The organism is Photobacterium halotolerans DSM 18316, from assembly GCF_000425165.1.
Taxonomy (GTDB): domain Bacteria; phylum Pseudomonadota; class Gammaproteobacteria; order Enterobacterales; family Vibrionaceae; genus Photobacterium; species Photobacterium halotolerans.
In genome coordinates, this window is record NZ_KE384325.1 from 74,639 (window position 1) to 92,946 (window position 18,308).

Annotated in this window: 17 protein-coding genes; 13 read left to right on the forward strand and 4 right to left on the reverse strand. The window is 49.4% G+C overall.

Going from position 1 to position 18,308, the window contains the following annotated elements:
• Positions 1-6 precede the first annotated feature (6 nt).
• On the reverse strand, positions 7-1,029 hold the full coding sequence (locus H511_RS0121490) for a fumarylacetoacetate hydrolase family protein (protein ID WP_027254204.1): 1,023 nt from the start codon (positions 1,027-1,029) through the stop codon (positions 7-9).
• Between the two features lie 54 nt (positions 1,030-1,083).
• The gene (locus tag H511_RS0121495; protein ID WP_027254205.1) at positions 1,084-2,214 is read right to left on the reverse strand and encodes a homogentisate 1,2-dioxygenase; all 1,131 of its coding nucleotides are present in this window, start codon (positions 2,212-2,214) and stop codon (positions 1,084-1,086) included.
• A 516-nt stretch (positions 2,215-2,730) separates the two neighbouring features.
• On the opposite strand from H511_RS0121495, the gene phhA reads away from it, so the two are divergent.
• From phhA to H511_RS23895, 5 genes are all read left to right on the forward strand, one after another.
• On the forward strand, positions 2,731-3,543 hold the full coding sequence (phhA, locus tag H511_RS0121500; RefSeq protein ID WP_027254206.1) for a phenylalanine 4-monooxygenase: 813 nt from the start codon (positions 2,731-2,733) through the stop codon (positions 3,541-3,543).
• Positions 3,536-3,877: a 4a-hydroxytetrahydrobiopterin dehydratase gene (locus H511_RS0121505; RefSeq protein ID WP_027254207.1), complete on the forward strand. Its 342-nt coding sequence runs from the start codon at positions 3,536-3,538 to the stop codon at positions 3,875-3,877. Before phhA ends, H511_RS0121505 begins: the two co-directional genes overlap by 8 nt.
• Positions 3,878-4,344: 467 nt before the next feature.
• Positions 4,345-5,052: a hypothetical protein gene (locus H511_RS0121510; protein WP_027254208.1), complete on the forward strand. Its 708-nt coding sequence runs from the start codon at positions 4,345-4,347 to the stop codon at positions 5,050-5,052.
• A 126-nt stretch (positions 5,053-5,178) separates the two neighbouring features.
• Entirely contained in the window at positions 5,179-6,372 is a 1,194-nt protein-coding gene (locus H511_RS0121515) for a cystathionine beta-lyase (protein WP_027254209.1), read from the forward strand.
• Positions 6,373-6,534: 162 nt separating this feature from the next.
• Positions 6,535-6,891, forward strand: a complete 357-nt coding sequence (locus H511_RS23895; RefSeq protein WP_051288354.1) for a hypothetical protein — start codon at positions 6,535-6,537, stop codon at positions 6,889-6,891.
• A 277-nt stretch (positions 6,892-7,168) separates the two neighbouring features.
• Here the strand turns inward: H511_RS23895 and H511_RS0121525 are convergent, their stop codons facing one another.
• A complete protein-coding gene (locus tag H511_RS0121525; protein WP_027254210.1) occupies positions 7,169-7,456 on the reverse strand; it encodes a hypothetical protein in 288 nt (95 codons plus the stop codon).
• 338 nt (positions 7,457-7,794) lie between these two features.
• On the opposite strand from H511_RS0121525, the gene H511_RS23900 reads away from it, so the two are divergent.
• The 6 genes from H511_RS23900 (at position 7,795) to H511_RS0121555 (ending at position 14,495) form a co-directional block, all read left to right on the forward strand.
• Positions 7,795-8,403: a DNA-3-methyladenine glycosylase I gene (locus H511_RS23900; protein ID WP_036760181.1), complete on the forward strand. Its 609-nt coding sequence runs from the start codon at positions 7,795-7,797 to the stop codon at positions 8,401-8,403.
• Between the two features lie 95 nt (positions 8,404-8,498).
• Positions 8,499-9,464 carry a cation diffusion facilitator family transporter gene (locus tag H511_RS23905; protein ID WP_051288355.1) on the forward strand — a complete coding sequence of 322 codons (966 nt, stop codon included), beginning with the start codon at positions 8,499-8,501 and terminating at the stop codon, positions 9,462-9,464.
• Between the two features lie 196 nt (positions 9,465-9,660).
• Positions 9,661-10,047, forward strand: a complete 387-nt coding sequence (locus H511_RS0121540; RefSeq protein WP_027254211.1) for a hypothetical protein — start codon at positions 9,661-9,663, stop codon at positions 10,045-10,047.
• Positions 10,048-10,191: 144 nt separating this feature from the next.
• A complete protein-coding gene (locus H511_RS0121545; RefSeq protein WP_420028969.1) occupies positions 10,192-10,524 on the forward strand; it encodes a DMT family transporter in 333 nt (110 codons plus the stop codon).
• 615 nt (positions 10,525-11,139) lie between these two features.
• Positions 11,140-12,474: an N-succinylarginine dihydrolase gene (gene astB / locus H511_RS0121550; protein WP_027254213.1), complete on the forward strand. Its 1,335-nt coding sequence runs from the start codon at positions 11,140-11,142 to the stop codon at positions 12,472-12,474.
• 299 nt (positions 12,475-12,773) lie between these two features.
• Positions 12,774-14,495 carry a phospho-sugar mutase gene (locus H511_RS0121555; RefSeq protein WP_027254214.1) on the forward strand — a complete coding sequence of 574 codons (1,722 nt, stop codon included), beginning with the start codon at positions 12,774-12,776 and terminating at the stop codon, positions 14,493-14,495.
• Positions 14,496-14,615: 120 nt separating this feature from the next.
• On the opposite strand, the gene H511_RS0121565 is transcribed toward H511_RS0121555, so the two are convergent.
• Positions 14,616-15,071, reverse strand: coding sequence for a hypothetical protein (locus tag H511_RS0121565; protein ID WP_027254215.1), 456 nt, complete (start codon positions 15,069-15,071; stop codon positions 14,616-14,618).
• Positions 15,072-15,267: 196 nt separating this feature from the next.
• On the opposite strand from H511_RS0121565, the gene mrcB reads away from it, so the two are divergent.
• Both mrcB and H511_RS0121575 read left to right on the forward strand, forming a co-directional pair.
• Positions 15,268-17,643, forward strand: coding sequence for a penicillin-binding protein 1B (gene mrcB, locus H511_RS23910; RefSeq protein ID WP_155804986.1), 2,376 nt, complete (start codon positions 15,268-15,270; stop codon positions 17,641-17,643).
• Positions 17,644-17,713: 70 nt separating this feature from the next.
• Positions 17,714-18,247, forward strand: coding sequence for an NUDIX hydrolase (locus H511_RS0121575; protein WP_027254216.1), 534 nt, complete (start codon positions 17,714-17,716; stop codon positions 18,245-18,247).
• The last annotated feature ends 61 nt before the right edge of the window (positions 18,248-18,308 follow it).

Below are 18,308 nucleotides of genomic sequence, written 5' to 3' on the forward strand. Positions count from 1 at the left end.
CCCTTATTAATCTGGCTTATGGTGGTTCAGATCGGCAGGATCGTACTGATGCTGGTATTTCACCACCGTCTGTTCAATCGCGCCAAAGATGGAGTCGCCATTGTCGTCAAACATTTCAATTTTGACTGTGTCACCAAACTTCATGAAAGGCGTGACGGCTTGTCCCTGATCGATAATTTCCAGCATCCGGCGTTCAGCCAGGCAGCAGGAGCCGCTGGAGCGATCAACGTTAGAAACAGTGCCGGAACCGATAATGGTGCCCGCGCAGAGATGACGGGATTTCGCCACGTGTTGCACCAGTTCGGCGAAGTTGAAGGTCATGTCGACACCGGCATTGGGTTCACCGAACAACTCATCATTCAGGTGTACGCTCAGGCGCTGATGCACTTTGTAGTCATGCCAGCTGTCGCCCAGCTCATCCGGGGTGACAGCCACAGGTGAGAAGGCCGAAGCCGGTTTGGACTGAAAGAAACCAAAGCCTTTGCTCAGCTCTGCGGGGATCAGATTGCGCAGCGAGACATCATTGACCAGCATCAGCAATTTGATGTGGCCGTGGACTTCTTCGGTGCGTGTTCCCATCGGCACATCATTGGTGATAACCGCAATTTCACCTTCAAAATCAATTCCCCAGCTTTCATCGGCCATTTCAATGTCCTGGCGTGGGCCAAGAAAACCATCTGACATGCCCTGATACATCAGGGGATCGGTCCAGAAGCTTTCCGGCATCTCTGCGCCGCGCGCCTTGCGGACTAATTCCACATGGTTGACATACGCACTGCCGTCTGCCCATTGAAAAGCCCGTGGCAGCGGCGAGGCACAATGGGCCGGGTTAAACGGGAAGACATCCTTGGCAATGCCGTCGTTCAGGTTACGATACAGGTGTTGCAGATCCGCCTCGACCTGATCCCAGTTATCCAGGGCAAATTGCAGCGTCGGCGCGATGTCGTGTGCATGTACGGCTTGAGTGAGATCACGTGAAACGATAATCAGTTGTCCGTCACGGCCTTGGTTTAAAGAAGCTAATTTCACGTTTTACTCCTTACTTTACAATGTAAATCTAATGCTTGTTTTTTCGCCTGTGGATCACTTACGGTTGATCCAGGAATACACATAATCTTTGTTTTCAACACCTTCCGGCAGATCCGCGACTTCCAGCGGCCAGCGGGTGTCTATCATCACCGCCACTTCATCGGTTTCTTTTTTCGGTTGCGACTGACTGGCTGCCAGGGCTTTCGGATGCGGGCCATGCGAGAAGCCGCAAGGGTGGTGGGTGATCATGCCAGCTTCAATATTATCGCGGCTGAAGAAGTTGCCTTTGTGGTAGAACAGCACTTCATCGTAGTCATCGTTGTTATGATAGAAAGGCACTTTCAATGCGCCCGGATCAGACTCGATCGGACGAGGCACAAAAGTACAGATGACGAAACCATTCGCGACGAATGTGGTATGCGCTGACGGCGGCAGGTGATAGCGATGGCTCATCAGCGGGCGAATATCACGCCAGTTGAGTTTGAAGACGGTCAGGTTCCCTTTCCAGCCCTGCGCATCGAGCGGGTTATAGGGGTAGGTGATGGTGTTCATCTGCTCGCGGGCTTTCAGTCGGACCTGCCAGCGTTGATCATTATTTTGCTGCGCCAGAAAGGCGTCATCAATGCGCGCATATTCCAGCACCGCCGGGTCATACACGGCATGCTGGCCGGCCAGACCGCGATCCGGCATCTGATAGCCGCCGTTGGTCGCTTCAATCAACAGCATAGAGACAGGTTCGTCGACCTCAATGCGCCAGCTGGTCGCACGGGGAATGGTGATGTAGTCGCCTTCTGTAAAGGTCAGGTGGCCATAATCACAATACAGCTGGCCGCTGCCCTGATGAATGAAAAGCACTTCATCGCCATCACCATTGCGGACCAGATGGTTCATGCTTTTTGTGGTATTCCAGACTCTGAGTTTCAGCTGGTTGTTGAACAGTACCAAAGAGGCATCCCAGGGCGATTCGCCCGGCTGCTCAAGGCGGGTGGTATCAATGGCGCGGGGGCGTAAGGGGCCTTCCCACTCCACCCAGCCCGTTGGCGGATTGCTGTGATACATGTGGCTTGCAGGGCCAAAGAAACCTTCTTTACCGCATTCACGTTCATACGTACCTTCCGGCAAGTCGCAGTGGGCCTGGCGTGAGGCTTTACCTTCTATAATCGGAAATTGAAACCAGTGACGCATCTTTGGGTCCTCATTGACGATGACAGCCTGCGTTTGTCTGCAGCGACAAACCCACTGCCCCTATCCTTGTGTGCCAGACGCCCTGGAAACTCTGATGGTCGAGTACCGGTACATCTGGCTTAACATAGTGTTAACCTTCTGCTTTAACTCTGGTTGAGAGCGACTTAACAAGCAACCCCTTAAGCAATATTCACTTTTGCAAAGTGTGCGGTTTTTTTTACATAACTGTATGTTCTTATTGATGGTCTAAGTCGGTGCTCTGCTTCGTTTTTTCAATCTGGCCTGACAGGCGCTGAGCAATCAGGGGTATGTAAAATTATTGTTACACCGAATGAATTGTGCGATTCCACTCAGATGGTTCCATTGCGATCCCTAAAACGCCTACCCTTAAACGAGAAGGGACAGCTCCAGACTTTTCTGTTGTGTATTCGCGGTTCGGCAAGGGTTGAGCCGGAGAAACAGACCGTTGAGCTGATGATTGCCAAGGTAAGGCAGAGAGACATAGAAGGTTGTTTTATGGGCAAAGCGACAAAGTATGTATCGAAACAGCCGGATGAAAACGGCTTTATTCACTGGTCTGACGATGAGCACCAAATCTGGCACGATCTGGTGACAAGACAGCTTGGCTGCATAAAAGGCCGGGCCTGTGACGAATATATCCAAGGGCTGGAACTGCTGAATCTGCCTGTCGATCGCGTACCGCAACTGGTAGAAGTGAACAAGGTGCTGATGAAAAGCACAGGCTGGCAGTGCGTTGAAGTGCCGGCGCTGATTAATTTCGACCGCTTCTTCAAGTTGCTGGCAAATAAACAGTTTCCGGTCGCTACATTCCTGCGTAGTCGTGAAGAATTTGATTACCTGCAGGAACCTGACTTTTTCCATGAAGTGTTCGGTCACTGCGCTATGCTGACCCATCCGGCCTTTGCCGAATTTACCCATACCTATGGCCGTTTAGGCTTTGCCGCTTCCAAGGAAGAGCGAGTCTATCTTGCGCGTTTGTACTGGTTCACTGTCGAGTTTGGCCTGATGCGCCAGCAGGGTGAGCGCCGGATTTACGGTGGCGGTATTCTGTCTTCACCGGGCGAAACCGAATATGCGATGACCAGCGATAAACCGATTTACAAAGTGTTTGATCCCGTTGATGTGCTGCGCACACCGTATCGTATTGACATCATGCAACCGATTTATTTTGAGATTGATGGTATACAGCAATTGTTTGAGCTGGCACATCAAGACATCATGAGTATGGTTCATCAGGCCCAGTCATTGGGTTTGCATGCACCTTTGTACCCACCGAAGAACAAGGAGCAAGTTGGGGAATATGTCTGATTTAACTGAATTGAAGTGTGAAGCCTGTCAAATTGACGCCCCTATGGTGACAGACCATGAAATGGTTGAGCTGACAAAAGCGATTCCAGAGTGGGAGGTGCTCAATGTTGAAGGAATCAAGCAACTGGAAAGGGCGTACAAGTTTAAGAATTTTAAGCTGGCCTGGGCGTTTGCCAATCAGGTGGCAGAGATGGCCGAAGAAGAATTCCATCACCCCACCATCACGCTTGAGTGGGGCAAAGTGACGGTAAACTGGTGGAGTCATTCAATCAAAGGACTGCATAAAAACGACTTTATCTGTGCGGCGAAAACAGATCGTCTGTTTGAAAATTAAACACTGAATTGATTGCCAAAACACGTCAGTTAGCAAAGAAAAGGTGTTAAGCGCTGGATTACCGGCGCTTTTTTTGTTTGCTGTTACTGGTTGTACGGTTGTACCGTGTCAGGATTATTGACACTCTACTGTGCTGAATCTTTGTCCGAAGTGACCTGGTTCGCCTGTTCTGCTGGCATCACGGGCCACGCTTCACGGATGGAAGTCTTGCCAAGTCTCTGATCTTCTCTCCGGGTGAGTGTTTTGCATTTCGCCTTGCAAAATGCGATGCAAGTCACAAAAGTTTACAACTCATACCCGAAACAGGCTTGTCCCCCCAGAACAATGACCCGGCACTTTAATTGCATGATAAAGATCACATTCTTGTCGTGGTTTTGCGATTTGACAGGAAGTGGAATAGCTGTAAAGCAATGTGGCGTATCACGGGTCGGTAAGATCCGCATAATAACAGCAATGGGGGCGGCGCTATGTATGACGCAGAGATGAAGCTGAACCATCAGATTGTACAGTTTCTGGAGTATAAACTTCAGACACTTCACGAAAATATCCGCGAAAATATCACTGAACCACCTGAACTCTATACGGCTATGCTGGCTGTACTGACGCAATATATGGCAGGCCTGAAGTCTATCACCTGTTTGCTCAATCATGGCTTTGTGCCGCAAACGCGGGGAATTTTTCAAACCCTGGGTGAAGACTATGAAGACATTATCTTTCTCAGCCTGCCTGCATTGCATGGCACCATGACTCATCTGCATCACGCCTATCTCAAGCGTGTGGCCGGCGAAGAAGACTATGGCTATTACAGCCCGGTGTCGCGATGTGAAATCAGAAACCAAATCCGGGAAGCAAATGGCATCAATCATAATGTCTTTCAGCTTTATCCGAAACGGCAGGCGTTGCAGGTTCTGCGTCCGTTAGGTGACAAACCCTGTTCTGCCAATCTGGCCATAGAGCTACATCGACACTTTGCCTATAAAGCTGTGCTGCTGACGGTACTGACGGCGAAAGTGGCTGATGAACAAGAAGTGATGCGCGAATGCCTGAATTATCGTGCACATCTTGAAATGGTGGATCCAAAAGCAGTGGTGATGCCTCAACCTGAATCTCAGCCACGACCACAGACTGCGCCAGCGTCCATTGCGAATGATATATCTTATGCAGCAATAAGATAACTGGCGCAGCCACTGCACTGTACCCAAACATAAGGCAAGTGTGATAACGTCATGTGATGTAAGGAGCCATTGCGATTGCAATGGCTTTATCGGTTAAATGGACGAATGACAGGCATTGGGAACAGCATGGCAGAAAAGAAAGCATTAGATACTAAAATCATCACCGCCGGCCGCTCGAAAAAGTGGACTCAGCAATTAGTGAACCCCCCGGTCAGCCGCGCTTCCACCATAGTGTTTGATTCAGTCGCAGAGATGAAACATGCCACTGCAAACAGGGCGAACAAAGCACTTTTTTATGGTCGCCGCGGCACCAACACGCATTTTGCCTTTCAGGATGCCATGGTTGAACTGGAGGGTGGGGTGGGCTGTGCGTTATACCCTTGCGGTACCGCTGCGATTTCTAATGCCATTCTGTCATTTGTAAAAACGGGCGATCATGTTCTGATGGTCGATGGTGCTTATGAGCCAACGCGGGATTTTTGTGACAAAGTGCTCGCGAAAATGGGGGTCGAAACCACCTATTATGACCCTATGATTGGCGAGGAAATCCGGGACTTAATTCGTCCGAATACGACTGTTCTGTTTCTGGAATCGCCTTGCTCCATTACCATGGAAGTGCAGGATGTCCCCACGCTTGCACGTATCGCCCATGAGCACGATATTGTTGTCATGCTCGATAATACCTGGGCTTCACCTATCAATTTTCAGCCGTTTGAACATGGTGTGGACATCTCCATTCAGGCTGCGACCAAGTATATTGTCGGGCACTCGGATGTGATGTTAGGTACTGCAACGGCCAATGAACGTTGCTGGGATCAGTTACGTGAGCACAGCTATCTGATGGGGCAGTGTACCTCTCCCGATGACGTGTATCTGGCGATGCGGGGACTGCGTACCTTGGGTGTGCGTCTGCGTCAGCATCAGGAGAACAGCCTGAAAGTGGCCCGTTGGCTGGCTGAACGGCCGGAAGTTGATCATGTTCGCCATCCGGCGCTGCCAAGTTGTGAAGGGCATGAGTTTTATCTTCGGGACTTTAAAGGCTGTAACGGATTATTTTCCGTTGTACTGAACCGGGGTAATACGGAAGCGCTGACAGCATTGCTTGATGGCATGGAGCATTTCAGTATGGGTTATTCCTGGGGCGGTTTCGAAAGCCTGATCCTGGCCAGTGAAGATGTCAATAAACTGCGTACTGCGAAGAAAAAAGCCTTTGCGGGCCCGATTTTACGTCTTCATATCGGATTAGAAGACTGCGATGATCTTATTCGGGATCTGGAAAAAGGATTCGACAGGCTGAACGCGGCCCTGACGGCAGAGTAAGATTTCTCATGTCTCATGATGACAGGCCACTTGATGTGGCCTTTTTTGTCACTGGTTGTTGATAAAGACCGAACACATTTCAGGTAAGTTTCTGAAATAGGCTAGAATTTAGTCATACGACCTGTTTGGGTCACTTGTGGCTGAGCGAAAAGGAGAAAGGCCATGAAAAAATTATCTGTACTATTGATCGGGGCATGGGGATTGGCGGGCTGTAGCAGCATGGATTCAGAATACGGTGTAGGTGAGTACACACTATTTCCTAAGGCTTATGTTAATGAAGCACCTTATGACAGTATTTATCACTTTGGCTTTAATCAGGGCTGTGAAAGTGCATTAAGCCTGAAAGGTGTGGTTGATACTGAGTATATGAAAGATATTGCTCTGAATAATTCAGATACCCGTTATAACGAAGGCTGGGATGACGGTAAAATGGCGTGCGACGATGGGCAGCGGCGGCTCATGGAAAGTAGCCACATACTCGCTGGTGAACCTAAAGTTGATGCGGAAAATACATATTAACGTTATATGACGGAAAACAGGCGAAATCTCTTAGCGTGTTTGCTGTTTCAGGAGAGTAACGTCATGATTTATATTCATTGTAATCGTTACTGATGGTTAGTAATAAATTTATTACCTAAGTTTTTTATTTGAGTAAAATATATATCTTACTGTTTGGTTAGATATGAGGAAAAAAAACAGACCTTTCGGTCTGTTTTAGAACGCATCGGGAATAATGTGGATAAGAAATAAACCTAGCCCAAGTTCTTCTTTTTGTTTTTCCACAATTCTGGTGCGTTTATGCCGCTAAGGATTTACCCATTGAATGGACTTGTCCTTGGTGGAACAGCACCGGCACAACAATGTGTACTTCAGTCAGAATTAAGTAGCTGCTGTGTTCTGCAGGTGTATGCAGCTCTACAACGACTTGTAAATTCTGATCAATTGCTTTCTGAAGCGATCTTGTTGTGGATGTTTTTCCTTTTCCGGCAAATGGACTAAATTTTCCATTTCGGGCATACACCCAAATGGTGAAAGAGTGTTCGTCTCTTTCAAGTTGCTCGATGAAATCAACGATGTGTTTCATTTCCAGTCCTTATTGTCGAGTCAATAACTGAATATTGACGCGACTATTATGAAATACCCACAATGAAATTCAAATTCTTTGATGGGATTTATTTAATATTGTGACTTAAGCGATATTTTTGTGAAAATTTGTTGCTCTATTTTGTCATAGGTACAGAAAATGATATGTACAGTGTTTCTTATTGTGTGTGATTTAAACGTATCTTGCTAAGAAACATTGATTTTTTGATTATTTAATAACATCACAGCATCCAATAAAGAATGTGATACTTGAATGTAAAATGGTTATATTTCTAGTTGTTGTTTTAATCACACTTTTATTGCTAAAAGGTATATCTGATGGGCGGGGAATTGAAAGTATGTGCATGGGCTATGCATCAGCCTATTGAGCGGGAATACCATGATACAGAGTGGGGCCAGGTTGTAATGGATGATAAAATTTTGTTTGAATTCATCACCCTGGAAGGTGCTCAGGCCGGTTTAAGCTGGTATACCATACTAAAGCGTCGTGAGGCATACCGGCAGGCTTTTGCCGATTTTGACATTAAGCGCTTAGCTGAGTGGGGCGATGACGAAGCGGAAGCGATTCTTACCGGGTTTGACATTATTAAGCACAGAGGCAAGGTTAATTCTGTCTTTACCAATGCCAGCGCCGCATTGGCGTTACAAAAAGAGTTTGGCAGTTTGTCGGCTGCTCTGTGGCAGTTTGTGGATGGTGTGCCGATCAATAATCGCTGGGAGAGTATTGATCAGGTGCCTGCAAGTAGTGAGGAATCAAAAGCCATGAGCAAGTTCCTTAAAAAGCGAGGCTTTAAGTTTGTCGGTGAAACCATTTGTTATGCTTTCATGCAAGCGGTAGGTATGGTGAATGATCACCTTGTTGACTGCTATTGTTATGAGCGCGCCGTCATGAGCCAGAAGGCAACAGCCAACAGCAATACCAGGTAAAGCAAGCATGCAGTCTGCCTTTTTATTCTCAATATCAATAAAAAGACAGAAAAAAACAATGATGTGGTTGTGCGGAGTTCGCAGCAGAAATGAGTATGTCAGAGTCATCAGATCAACATCATATCAAGGGAAAAGCAATTCGAACCGTGACTCTGGTGGGCGCGGTTCTGAATGTTTTTCTGGCGGTATTAAAGATCGGAATCGGTAAGGTTGCGGGCAGTCAGGCACTCGTGGCGGATGGCGTACACAGCTTGTCTGATTTAATGACAGATACTGCCATTATGGTGGGTTCCCGGTATTGGACGGCGCCTGCAGACAGCAGTCATCCTTACGGCCATGGTAAATTTGAAACCCTGACCAATGCGTTCATCGGGCTGATGCTGGCACTGGTCGGGATTGGCATTGGCTGGGACGCGATTGAAACGCTCAGCGAGACACCACCACCAGCGCCCGGAATGCTGGCCTTTTATGCTGCTGTCGCTTCTATTGTGATTAAAGAGTTGCTGTTTCGCTGGACAATGCACAAAGCAAAACACATTCATAGCGGTGCGTTAAGGGCAAATGCCTGGCATCACCGCAGTGATGCGCTCAGCTCTGTGCCTGTTGCCGTCGCTGTGATTGCCAATGCCATTTTTCCATCCCTGAAATATCTGGACCAAATTGCGGCATTGCTGGTGACAGGTATGATTCTGAAAGCGGCATACGATATCCTCTGGCCGGCCTTTAAAGAACTGACAGATGCCCGAGGCAGCGCAGAAGTGGAAAAACGCTTGGTACTTATGGCCGAAGAAGACAAAGACATTCGTGAAATCCACGCGATCCGCAGCCGCCAGACGGGGGGAAGCTTGTTACTGGATTGCCATATTCTGGTGGATCCTGAGATGTCGATTGAGAATGCCCATACGATAAGCGAGCGGTTCAAACAGAACATTATCACCCAGATGGACAATGTCATCGATGTGGTAATTCATATTGAGCCATACACCTGTGAAGAGAGACTGGTAAACCCGTGCTCGGTGGACGAACAGCGTCATCAGCAGAAGAATAAATCAAACCGCTGAGGGCACCGCTCATTGAGCCTTTTGGTACTTTTTTATCTTCCCGTCTCATTTCTGATTCCCTTTAATTGCAGTGATCTCACTAGGCTTAAAATGAAAATACCGGATATGTGTGTCATCTAACCGACTGTATATTTGGCTTTTTTGAACCTTCACGGCTGGTTGGTAGCAGACTGGCTAATGAGAGACCGGGGGATGTATGCCGCTCATTCGTATAAAATCATTACCCTTCGCGGGCGATGTTGAAGTAAACGTTGCTCTGGGGATTTTATCCCAGGCTATTGCCGACGCCACCCTGATTCCCCAGCAGCACATTATGATTGTGTGGGAGTACATACCTGCGGGGCATTTCGTTCATGGCGGGCAGTTGGCTAACCAGCAACCATCAAATTCGCATCCTGTTCTTGTTGATATGGTTGCACCCAATTTTAACACCGAAGCGCAAATTGCCGCCATGCTGGAACTGATAGCCAGCAGCCTGTCACGTACCTTGCCGATTGCGCAGAACAACATTTTCATCAATTACACTCCGGCTTACAGTGATGGTGTGTATGACGATGGCCATGTGGTTGAATGGGAGAGTTAACGGCATCAGTGTTATCGCTGAGCTGCCGCCAGAAGCGGCCAGGCAAAACATTTTTTGTAATGTCATGGAACGCAGATAATTCGTGTGTAGAATGGGCTGGTTTTTTATAGAAGTGAGCCGATCATGCTGCATATGATTTCTGCGTTGCCACCTATGCTGGCATTATTTATGGCGATTGTTTGTGAGGTGGTTGCAACCACTATGCTGCCCAAAACGCAGCAATTTACTCAACTCGTGCCCACCCTGATTGTACTCACAGGGTATGGCGCCGCATTCTTTTTGCTTTCTGTGACGGTAAAAGTCGTTCCCATTGGTGTGGCTTATGCGATTTGGTGTGGTGCCGGCATTGTCCTGGTCGCCCTGATCAGCTGGTTGTGGTACGGACAAAAACTGGATCTGTACGCCTTGCTCGGCATTGCATTTATCATGGCCGGCACACTCATCATCAATGTGTTTTCCAAGTCTTTAGCGCACTGATAGTTCGGTATCGCATGGCATTTGTTGCTTAGTGGTATCAATCTGCATGGCTGGCGGGGCTGATAAACCTGATCGGCCACACAAAATCAAAAGAAAGAATAAGAAAAATATCGCACTTTTCATCAGTGGAAAGTGCGTAATTATGTATTCGATATGCAGTCGCCTGACGTTGCTTTTTCCTGCTCCAGCAAGACGACTTGCGGTTGAATGCTGTCCTGCCACAGACAGTCTATGCTTGTAAAACAGTAAACGGCTACCCCCATGGTTTTGTGTCAGCTTTTGTGCATAGTTCGAGTGAAAACGGCTGTCGTGTGAGGGAAGCAGCTCAGAGAGGGGAAGTTGAGCCGGGCAAGAGATGGCATGTCCTGTTTTACCTGAACCCATGGCGTTGTCATCAGAAAAGTATCTGCAAAGCACAGGCAACCGGCTGTATGCGCCGCGTCTGTTTTCCGGGGCTTTCACAGCACCCAAACGACGTCAGTGCGATGAATAGCCATGCTGCAAATTGGTGATAATATCTAATTTATAACATTTGGTTAGACATTTATCTGGATCTTGTTGCTAATGTAAAAGCTTTGTTATCTTTAGCCCGAGATAAACTGAGATGGAAAGTCTATGAAAGCACGTGAAGCGAATTTTGACGGATTGGTAGGGCCTACGCACAACTACAGTGGTCTGTCGTATGGTAATGTTGCGTCTGCCAAAAATCAGGCGGCGCCATCTAATCCGAAACAAGCTGCCAAGCAAGGCCTGGACAAAATGAAGGCCCTGGCCGACATGGGTATGTTGCAGGGTGTGCTGGCACCGCAAGAGCGTCCAGACGTCCACACTCTGCGTCGCCTGGGTTTCACAGGCAGCGACAAATCAATTATTGAACAGGCAGCGAAACAAGCGCCGAAAGTGCTGGCTGCCTGTTGTTCGGCGTCCAGCATGTGGACTGCGAATGCAGCCACTGTATCGCCATCGGCGGATACCGCTGACGGCAAGATCCATTTCACACCGGCAAACCTGACCAATAAATTCCACCGCTCCATTGAACATGAAGTGACCGGTCGTATTTTGCGCAGCACCTTCGCCGACCCTGAATACTTTTCTCACCACTCTGCACTGCCAGCGGTAGAACATTTTGGTGATGAAGGTGCCGCAAACCACACCCGTTTCTGCAACGAGTACGGTGAGCACGGGGTTGAGTTTTTCGTCTTTGGTCGTCACGCCTTCGATAACCGTCATCCCGCGCCTAAAGTGTTCCCGGCCCGCCATACGTTCGAAGCGTGCGAAGCGGTTGCCCGTTTGCATCAGCTGGATCCGGCTAAAGTGGTGATAGCGCAGCAAAACCCGGATGTGATTGATCAGGGTGTCTTCCACAATGACGTGATTGCAGTGGGGAACAAAAATATCCTGTTCTGTCACCAGCAGGCATTTCTGGATCAGCAGGCCACTTATGATTCCCTGAAAGACAAAATGGGTGAAGGTTTCAATATTATTGAAGTCCCTACCAGCGCTGTGTCTGTTGATGACGCTGTAACCAGTTATCTGTTTAACTCTCAGCTGATCGAAACGCCTGACGGTAAAACCCTGTTGATTCTGCCGGAAGAATGCCGCAAGAACGAGAATGTGTGGCGTTATGTTGAACAACTGATGGCTGATAAACGCGGTATTGATCAGGTCAAAGTGTTTGATCTGAAACAAAGTATGGCCAACGGCGGTGGCCCTGCCTGCCTGCGTCTGCGTGTTGTGCTCAATGAGCAGGAAGCACGTGCAGTGAATGCTTCAACGTTGATGAATGATGCCTTATACGGCCGCCTGAATCAGTGGGTTGATAAGCATTATCGTGATCGGATGGTTGAGGCAGATCTGGCTGATCCACAGCTACTGGATGAGTCTCGTGCTGCATTGGATGAGCTGACCCAGATTCTGGCTTTAGGATCGGTGTACCCGTTCCAGCGCTAAGTTTCAGCTAAAGTGTTTTCTCCAGGCTAAAGCGGTATGCCATCAAGGCTGCCGCTTTTTTCTTTTTTATCATTCGCTTAAATCTGACACTATCAGCTGTGTATCCCTCTATACTTGTCAGACAGAATGATGCCATTCCGACTGTTTATCTGGCCTTTGTGCGCCGGGGTGATGTTACCTTTTTGATACCGGGACGGTATGAAATTCGCACAGGCAGCGAACATCAAAAGCAGTTAAAATGCGAATAACTATCATTTGTGATATTTTGTTTTCAGACCCTGCAATTAGGAAGACAGAGAATGAAAGAATTGATAACACGCTGGTTAGCCAGAGATCCGGATCCCGTCACCCGCGAGGAGTTACAGAACCTGATTGATGCCGGTAATGAACAGGAACTGAGCGATCGTTTCTCTGGTCGTCTCGCGTTTGGTACTGCGGGATTAAGAGGCATTGTGGGTGCAGGTCCCAACCGGATGAATAGACTGGTTATTCAGGAAACGGCCACAGGGCTGGGGCAGTATTTACAGCAAACTGTGCCTCAGGCGAAACAGCAAGGTGTTGTTATTGGTTATGATGGCCGGCCAGATTCAAAAACCTTTGCCCATGATGCCGCCTCGGTATTAACGGCGCAGGGTATCAAGGTTTACCTGACGGTCACTGTCGCGCCAACCCCGCTGGTGGCTTACGGTGTCACAGTCTTAAAGGCGGCTGCAGGTATTGTTGTGACAGCCAGTCATAACCCGCCGGCTTACAACGGGTTTAAAGTGTACTGGGGCAATGGGGCGCAGATTATTCCCCCTCATGACAAAGGTATTGCTGCTGCCATTGACAAAGCGGCGATAGGATCGCTTGATCTGATGGATCTCGATGAAGCCCGGAATCAGGGTTTGCTGGTCTGGCTGGATGATGAATTTTATAACGATTACAGAGCATCGATTAAACAAAGTGCATTGCTGCAAAATCATGCCAAACCCGAGGCGGTCAGCATTGCTTACACTGCGATGCATGGTGTGGGTGCACAAATGGCAGAAACTCTGCTGGCCGACGCCGGATTTACCCACGTATACAGTGTCGCCGCTCAGCGAGAGCCGGACGGGACGTTCCCGACGGTAAATTTCCCTAATCCTGAAGAACCGGGCGCTATGGATCTGGTTATCGCGGAAGCGGAGAAACACCACGCGACCTTAGCATGTGCTAACGACCCGGATGCCGATCGTTTTGCGGTGGCGGTCCGTACCCCTGAAGGGCAGTACAAAATGCTGACAGGCGATCAGGTCGGTGTCTTGCTGGGACATTACTTGCTGACCAGAGCAAATCCTGAAACCAGCCTTGTCGGTACTACGATTGTCTCTTCCAGCCTGCTGCAAAAAGTGGCGTCGCGTGTCGGTGCCGATTACTACCAGACACTCACTGGCTTTAAATGGCTGACCAATATAGCGATGGAGAAACAGCGTGAAGACAGTTGTTTCCTGTTTGCGTATGAAGAAGCGCTCGGTTATACCGTGGGCAATATGGTGTGGGATAAAGACGGTTTATCTGCCATGCTGGCGTTTGCGCAAATGACGGCGGAACTGGCTGCGCAAGGTCGCACCGTGTGGGATCAGCTGGAAGCCATCTATCGCGAACACGGCCTGTATGTCAATTCACAGGTCAGTATTGCTCTGTCACCAAACTCTCCGCCCATCGGTGACGCCCTGCGTCAGCAACCGCCTGAGGAAATTGCCGGGCGGAAAGTTGTGCGTATCGATGATCTGAAATCCTCCACACGCTACAAGGCTGATGGTTCAGTCGAGACGATCGATCTGCCCGCCAGTGATGTGCTGATTTATTTCCTGGAAGATGATTCCAGAGTGGTCGTCCGTCCTTCCGGCACAGAACCTAAGCTGAAATGCTACTACGAGGTGGTTGAGGTCATTGAGCAGATCGACACTCTGGAGCATGCCTATCAGCGCGCTCAAAGCAGTATGGACGAACTGGTACAGCGTCATCAGAACAGTTTGACGGGCCTGACCGACAGGTAAGTCTTTGTCGCTGTCTGAACAAAAAAACGCCAGCTTTGCCGCTGGCGTTTTTATTGATACCCAAGGCCACTGTCAGTTGCGATGCTGGTTGCAGCTTATGCCAATGGCTGGCCGGGCAGGTTATGAATCTGACGCGTGACCGCTCAGGCTGGCATAACGGTGCAGCAGCTCTGTCAGCGACTGAATCCAGCCGAAGGTATCTGACGGCGCGTTTTTCAGCAGCTTCTCAACTTCCTGGCAATGCTGCTCCAGGGTGACGACTTCTTCCATCTGAAAAGCCATGGCATAAAAGTGCCACAGCAGCAGCCGTGTCATTCGCTCGGTGTTTTGTTTTGCCTGTTCAGAGCCGGAAAAGGCGGAAGAGACTTCCCCTAAAGCAATTGCCGACATTCTGAGCATGGCGTCAAACTGGGCTGCACGCAGGCGATCCGCTGTTTGGGTTTCCTCTGGCTCAAAGGTGAATAACTCTTCCATGACATCCTCTGGCACCATACGGCTGAGGATACGCTGGCTGAACGCTTCCAGTTCGTGGCGGGGCATAGTGAGCAGACAGTTCAATGTGTAATCCCGTTGCATCGCTCTCTTTCTCCGGTAAGGCTGTAATTTCGAGTGGCCCGTATTTTGCGTGATGATGTGGATAATTGCTACCGCTGTCATTCGGTTACAGCCGTGGAGCCCTTTGCACACGCGGTCTGGCGTCACTTAGTTGACACAGGATTGACAAAAAATGAGCAAAATTTAGCTATCTTGCATGCCACAAAGTAATCAAATTATGCTGAATGTGCATATTCAGCAGTTAGCGAAGATGAAGGTAATGACAGAGTCTGAACAACAATCTGCCCATACTTCAGCCCGATATTTGCCGGGTAAGAATTCTGATGGGGGCGAGCCACCACGCCGCAGCAAGTGGAAAATTCTGCTTGCCCTTATTCTGGTTGGCAGCCTGGTGGCCATAGGCGGGCTGGGCTGGACGCTCAATAAACAGATAGCGGATAAATTTGCCGGCCAGCTCTGGCAGCTGCCGTCTGTGGTGTATGCCCGCGAACTGGTGCTGGAGCCTGGTGCACAGGTGCGGTACGAGGATTTGGTGAAAGAGCTGAAAGCCCTGAACTACCGTAAAGTCAGCAAGCCGACACGGGTGGGAGAGTACAGCACCAGCCGGCTGAAAGTGGAATTTATTCGTCGCCCCTTTCAGTCACGCAGTGGTCCCCAGCAGGCACGTCATGTGATTGCTGAATTTAACTACAGCTCGGTCAAACGTGTTGTCGATGCAGATACGCACCGTGAATACGGTATTTTCTCCGTTGAACCGCAAATGCTGGGTATGCTGGAAACTGACTCCAACGAGTTGCGTTTGTATAAGCCGAAATCAGAGCTGCCTTCCACGCTGATTGATGCATTGCTCGCAACAGAAGACCGTGATTTTTATACCCATGACGGCGTATCTGTGATTGCCATCGGGCGTGCGTTTCTGGCGAACATGAAAGCGGGACGCACCGTTCAGGGCGGCAGTACGTTAACGCAGCAGTTAGCGAAGAACCTGTTTTTATCGAGTGAGCGCAGTCTGTGGCGGAAGTTTAAAGAAGCCTATATGGCGTTAATCATTGACTACCGTTACAACAAAGATGAAATCCTCGATGCGTATCTGAATCAGGTCTATCTGGCACAAAGTGGCTCGGATGCAGTGCACGGTTTCGCCCTGGGTGCCCGTTTTTACTTCGGGTTGCCGCTGTCTGAACTGCGTATTGATCAGCAGGCACTGTTGGTCGGTATGGTGAAAGGACCGTCTTACTATAATCCCTGGCGCTATCCGGAGCGTGCGAAAGAGCGCCGGGATCTGGTGCTCAGCCTGCTGCACGACACCCAAAAGATTGATGATGAGACATATAATAAAGCCATCAAGCACGATTTGGATTTGCAGCCGAAAGGGCATGTCGCCAGCCGGCAACCTGCATTCTTCAGTTTATTGAAGCAAGAGCTGAACCAGCGTGTCAGTCAGGGCTATAAACCGGGTCTGGGTTTGCGCGTTTATACCACACTGGATCCTATTTCCCAGGCCAGTGCTGAGGGCGTTGTGCGGGCTAAAATGGCGGCACTCAAGAAGCAGCATGGCAAACAGCTTGAAACCGCGATGGTAGTTGCTGACCGCCAGACCGGTGAAATCCGCGCCATGGTCGGTGGCAGCCGTCCTGAGTTTGACGGATTCAACCGCGCACTGGATGCCCGCCGTCAGATTGGTTCGGTGGTGAAACCGGCGGTGTATCTGTCGGCTCTGGCGCGGCCTGAGCGGTTCAGCCTGGCCAGCAATCTGGATGACAAACCGCTGACGCTCACCGATGAAAAGGGAAAAACTTGGTCACCCCGCAATTATGATCGCCAGTTTCGCGGTGAAGTGCCTTTAGTGCAGGCTCTGGCGCGTTCCTATAACATACCGACAGTGAACCTGGGGATGTCTGTTGGTTTAGATAACGTGGTGGATACCCTGGTTGATCTTGGCGTTGATCGTGGCCAGATCCCTCAGGTACCGGCAATCTTACTGGGTGCCTTTACTTTGTCGCCGTATGAAGTCACGCAGATGTACCAGACTATCGCCAACGAAGGCCGCCGCAGCGAACTGACGGCCTTGAGTGCTGTGACTGACAGCGATGGTGAGATGATTTATCAGGCATTGCCGACGGCGAAACAGGTGGTCTCCAAGCAATCTGCCTGGCTGACCATGTATGCGATGCAGAAAGTGGTCTCTGAAGGCACAGCCCGTTATCTGGACTCGATCCTTCCGTCACTGAAGCTGGCCGGTAAAACCGGTACGTCTGACGAAGGCCGGGACTCCTGGTATGTAGGCGTTGATGGCCGTGAGGTTGTGACAGTGTGGATGGGCCGGGATGACAATAAAAATGTCAAGCTGACGGGATCGTCAGGCCCGCTGCGTCTGTATGCGGATTACATACAGCGTCGTGATCCTGAACCGGTCAAGCTGCAGGAACCGGAGAATATGACGGATGTTGCCTATCAGGTTAACCAGCAAGGCGGTTTGACACAGGCCTGTATCGGTCAGGTTGAGTTGCCTGTCTGGGATAAAGACGGTCGTCAGTCTCAAGGCTGTGAAAATAAAGTCTCTACCATTATTCGCTCGATCTTTAATTGGTAACAGTGACTGAAAATCATCAGCGGGTCGGTTACAATGCCGACCCGTTTTTTTATCTGAAGAGTAACCTTTTATGCGGCTTCTCAAGCGTACGGTTCATCCTGATATCTCTGATTTAAGTGGTTCGGTGTTTTACCGTGCAGCAGCCAGAGCAATCATTCTGGACGGTGACAATATTCTGATGCTCTACACCGCAAGGTATCACGACTACACCTTACCCGGTGGTGGTATTGATGAAGGGGAAGAGATCGAGGCCGGGCTGATCCGCGAGCTGCAGGAAGAAACAGGCGCCCGCAATATCCGTGACATTGTCCCTTTTGGTCTCTACGAAGAGTACCGGCCATGGTACAAACCTGAGTTTGATATCATGCATATGAAATCATTCTGCTTCACCTGCCGCATCGACAGTCAGTTAGGTGAAACGCAGTTGGAAGCGTATGAAATCCAGAATGGCATGAAACCTGTCTGGATCAATATCCATGATGCGATTGCTCATAACGAAGAAACCCTGGCAAAAAGTGAGAAAAAAGGGCTGTCCGTGGAGCGTGAGCTGTTTTTGCTTCAATGTATCCGCGATGAGTTGCTGACGGTGGCTGAGAAAGCCTGATGTGGGTGTTCTCCTAAAGCAAGTGATTGATTGCATTGTTCAAGACAGAAAGTGAATTCAC

What these genes read in the sequence shown, in the direction of transcription:
- mrcB (WP_155804986.1), top strand. Translation starts at nt 15,268, where the DNA reads ATGCTGAATGTGCATATTCAGCAGTTAGCGAAGATGAAGGTAATGACA.
- H511_RS0121495 (WP_027254205.1), bottom strand. Translation starts at nt 2,214, where the DNA reads ATGCGTCACTGGTTTCAATTTCCGATTATAGAAGGTAAAGCCTCACGC.
- H511_RS0121525 (WP_027254210.1), bottom strand. Translation starts at nt 7,456, where the DNA reads ATGAAACACATCGTTGATTTCATCGAGCAACTTGAAAGAGACGAACAC.
- H511_RS23895 (WP_051288354.1), top strand. Translation starts at nt 6,535, where the DNA reads ATGAAAAAATTATCTGTACTATTGATCGGGGCATGGGGATTGGCGGGC.
- H511_RS0121540 (WP_027254211.1), top strand. Translation starts at nt 9,661, where the DNA reads ATGCCGCTCATTCGTATAAAATCATTACCCTTCGCGGGCGATGTTGAA.
- H511_RS0121575 (WP_027254216.1), top strand. Translation starts at nt 17,714, where the DNA reads ATGCGGCTTCTCAAGCGTACGGTTCATCCTGATATCTCTGATTTAAGT.
- H511_RS0121565 (WP_027254215.1), bottom strand. Translation starts at nt 15,071, where the DNA reads ATGCAACGGGATTACACATTGAACTGTCTGCTCACTATGCCCCGCCAC.
- phhA (WP_027254206.1), top strand. Translation starts at nt 2,731, where the DNA reads ATGGGCAAAGCGACAAAGTATGTATCGAAACAGCCGGATGAAAACGGC.
- H511_RS23905 (WP_051288355.1), top strand. Translation starts at nt 8,499, where the DNA reads ATGTCAGAGTCATCAGATCAACATCATATCAAGGGAAAAGCAATTCGA.
- H511_RS0121510 (WP_027254208.1), top strand. Translation starts at nt 4,345, where the DNA reads ATGTATGACGCAGAGATGAAGCTGAACCATCAGATTGTACAGTTTCTG.
- H511_RS23900 (WP_036760181.1), top strand. Translation starts at nt 7,795, where the DNA reads ATGGGCGGGGAATTGAAAGTATGTGCATGGGCTATGCATCAGCCTATT.
- H511_RS0121505 (WP_027254207.1), top strand. Translation starts at nt 3,536, where the DNA reads ATGTCTGATTTAACTGAATTGAAGTGTGAAGCCTGTCAAATTGACGCC.
- astB (WP_027254213.1), top strand. Translation starts at nt 11,140, where the DNA reads ATGAAAGCACGTGAAGCGAATTTTGACGGATTGGTAGGGCCTACGCAC.
- H511_RS0121555 (WP_027254214.1), top strand. Translation starts at nt 12,774, where the DNA reads ATGAAAGAATTGATAACACGCTGGTTAGCCAGAGATCCGGATCCCGTC.
- H511_RS0121515 (WP_027254209.1), top strand. Translation starts at nt 5,179, where the DNA reads ATGGCAGAAAAGAAAGCATTAGATACTAAAATCATCACCGCCGGCCGC.